Origin of the sequence: Falsiroseomonas oryziterrae, assembly GCF_021864505.1 — a bacterium.
Classification (GTDB): Bacteria; Pseudomonadota; Alphaproteobacteria; order Acetobacterales; family Acetobacteraceae; genus Falsiroseomonas; species Falsiroseomonas oryziterrae.
Window position 1 is genome coordinate 1 of the sequence record NZ_JAKJIB010000462.1, and the last position, 2,433, is coordinate 2,433.

Sequence of the window (2,433 nt, forward strand, 5' to 3'; positions counted from 1 at the left end):
GGGGCGCCCATCGGGCGCGGCGGGATGGCGGTGCCGGAGGGCGGCGTCGGCCCGACAGGCAGCGTGGGCGTGGGGCCGGTCGGCTTGGGCGCGAGGCTCATGGCTGGATTGTCCCTGGTGTCGGAGCGGGGCGACGGCACCCCCAGTTCGGGGTCGCGCGCTGTGGGCACGGTGGTGGGCTTCGGCTCCGGGGTCGGCGCCGCCGGCTTCTCCTCGCGACGACGGCTGAAGACGTTCATGCGGAGGTCCCCCCTGGTGCTGGCCCCGGCGCGCAGCCGATCGCTGCGGCCCGGCCTCCGGCTAACACGCGCGCGTGTTCACGGACAACGGCCGGATCGCGGTTCCGCGAGGCTTTTCCACACAACTCTCGTCTGATTCCGCGCGCGTCTCGTTTCGTGATTCACACGTTGCGACGCTGCAGCAGATGCACCATCGCGGCCGTGCCCACGACGGGAACCAGCAGGTTGAGCGGCGCCACGATCCCGGCCAGGGCGAGGACGCCGCCGAGCATCCAGATCGGCACGCGCAGGCGCCGCTTCAGCGCTTCGGACTCGGCCACCGACATGCGCCGCTGCGCCACGCCGAGGAACAGGCCCTCACCCAGCCCGACGGCGGCGACCGCCCAGAGCGCGACGGCGCCGAAGGGTGGCAGCAGCAGCAGCGGCAGCAGCACGAGCGTCACCAGGGCGAGCCGGAGCGCGAGCAGCAGACCCGACCAGGCCTGCGCGGCGGTGGAGGCGCCGCGCGGCGGCGGCAGCCCCGGGTAGTGGCGCTGCTCCACCGCCGCCGCGACCCCGTCCGTCAGAATGCTCGCGATCGCCAGCAGCAGCGGCACGAAGAGCCACCACGCGGCGAGCAGCGCCAGCAGCCCGCCAGCCGTCGCCGCGGCCGTGGCGATCCAGCCCTCGCCGCCGGCGAGCCAGTTCACCGCCCAGCCCGTCAGCCCGATCAGCGCAACGCCGCCGAGCAGCGCCAGGACCGCCCCGATCAGCACCGGGCGACGGAAGGCCGGGTCGCCGACCTGGCCTATGGCAAGAAGCAATGAACGGATCATCGCACCCCGACTAGCCGCGCGCAGGCGGCTCGGGCAAACCCCGCCCGCGGCAATCCGCCGTCCAACGCGTCCCGACGAGGCCCGATCCCCGCATGAGCCAGCCCGCCCTCGACATCCTCGGCATCGGCAACGCCATCGTGGACGTGCTCGCCCGCGCCGACGACGCCTTCCTCCAGGCGCAGGGCATGACGAAGGGCGCGATGACGCTGATCGACGCGGCGGCGGCGGAGCGCATCTACGCGGCGATGGGGCCGGGGGTCGAAAGCTCCGGCGGCTCGGCCGGCAACACCTGCGCGGTGGCGGCCGCCCTCGGCGCGCGCGTCGGCTACCTGGGCAAGGTGGCCGACGACGCGCTGGGCCAGGTCTTCGCGCACGACATCCGCGCCGCCGGCGTGCGCTTCCCCTCCGCGCCGCTCCAGGGCGGCACGCCGACCGCGCGCTGCCTGATCCTGGTCACGCCGGACGGCCAGCGCACCATGAACACCTTCCTCGGCGCCTGCGTCGCCTTTGGCCCGGACGACGTGGCGGAGGCGGAGGTCGCCTCGGCCGCCGTCACCTACATGGAGGGCTACCTCTTCGACCCGCCGGCCGCCCAGGCCGCCTTCCGCAAGGCGGCGAAGGTCGCGCACGAGGCCGGGCGCAAGGTGTCGCTGACCCTCTCCGATCCCTTCTGCGTCGGCCGCCACCGCGCCGCCTTCCGCGACCTGGTGAAGCACGAGGTGGACATCCTCTTCGCCAACGAGGCGGAGCTGCTGTCGCTCTACGAGACGGAGGATTTCGCCGCCGCGCTGGCCGCCGTGCGCGCCGAGGTCGGGCTGGCCGCGGTGACGCGCAGCGAGAAGGGCAGCATCGTTCTGGCCGGCGACCGGACGGTCGAGGTCGCGGCCGAGCCGACGCAGGTCGTGGACACCACCGGCGCGGGCGACGCCTATGCCGCCGGCTTCCTCGCGGCGCATGCCAAGGGGCTGCCGCTGGCGGAATGCGGCCGCTGGGGCTCGGTGGCGGCGGCCGAGGCGATCAGCCATTTCGGCGCCCGCCCGCAGACCGACCTGACGGCGCGCCTCGCGGCTCGCTGAGCCGAGACCCGAAGCCGGGCACATCGGCAGGAGTTCCCGGGCGGGCCAGGACTGGTTGCGATCGACTGCCGGAACCGGCCTCGGCGTGGCGGGTTGCCTTGCCATGCCGCTTCGCCATGTCGCCCTGCCGCTCCTGGCCCTGTGCGTCGCCTGGCCTGTCCAGGCGCAGGACGGCACGGGCGCGCGGGTGTCGCCGACGCGGCCCGAGGTCACGCGCGCCCCCGCGCCGCGAGCGCCGCTGGCGGAAGGCGCGCAGGATCCCCTCGGCCTGCTGCGGCTCGCCGAGGGCACCCTGGCCGCGCG

Annotated in this window: 3 protein-coding genes and 1 pseudogene; 2 read left to right on the top strand and 2 right to left on the bottom strand. The window is 74.8% G+C overall.

Annotated features, from left to right (window positions below; translation table 11 throughout):
* Positions 1 to 239: pseudogene (locus tag L2I40_RS21900) on the bottom strand (hypothetical protein); the annotation flags it as partial.
* 161 nt (positions 240 to 400) lie between these two features.
* Positions 401 to 1,042 carry an EI24 domain-containing protein gene (locus L2I40_RS21905; RefSeq protein WP_237217387.1) on the bottom strand — a complete coding sequence of 214 codons (642 nt, stop codon included), beginning with the start codon at positions 1,040 to 1,042 and terminating at the stop codon, positions 401 to 403.
* Between the two features lie 104 nt (positions 1,043 to 1,146).
* Here L2I40_RS21905 and L2I40_RS21910 point away from each other — a divergent pair, with 104 nt between their 5' ends.
* Positions 1,147 to 2,130 carry an adenosine kinase gene (locus tag L2I40_RS21910; protein WP_237217389.1) on the top strand — a complete coding sequence of 328 codons (984 nt, stop codon included), beginning with the start codon at positions 1,147 to 1,149 and terminating at the stop codon, positions 2,128 to 2,130.
* Positions 2,131 to 2,233: 103 nt separating this feature from the next.
* Positions 2,234 to 2,433: hypothetical protein (locus L2I40_RS21915; RefSeq protein WP_237217391.1), on the top strand; the 200-nt coding region annotated here is incomplete at its 3' end.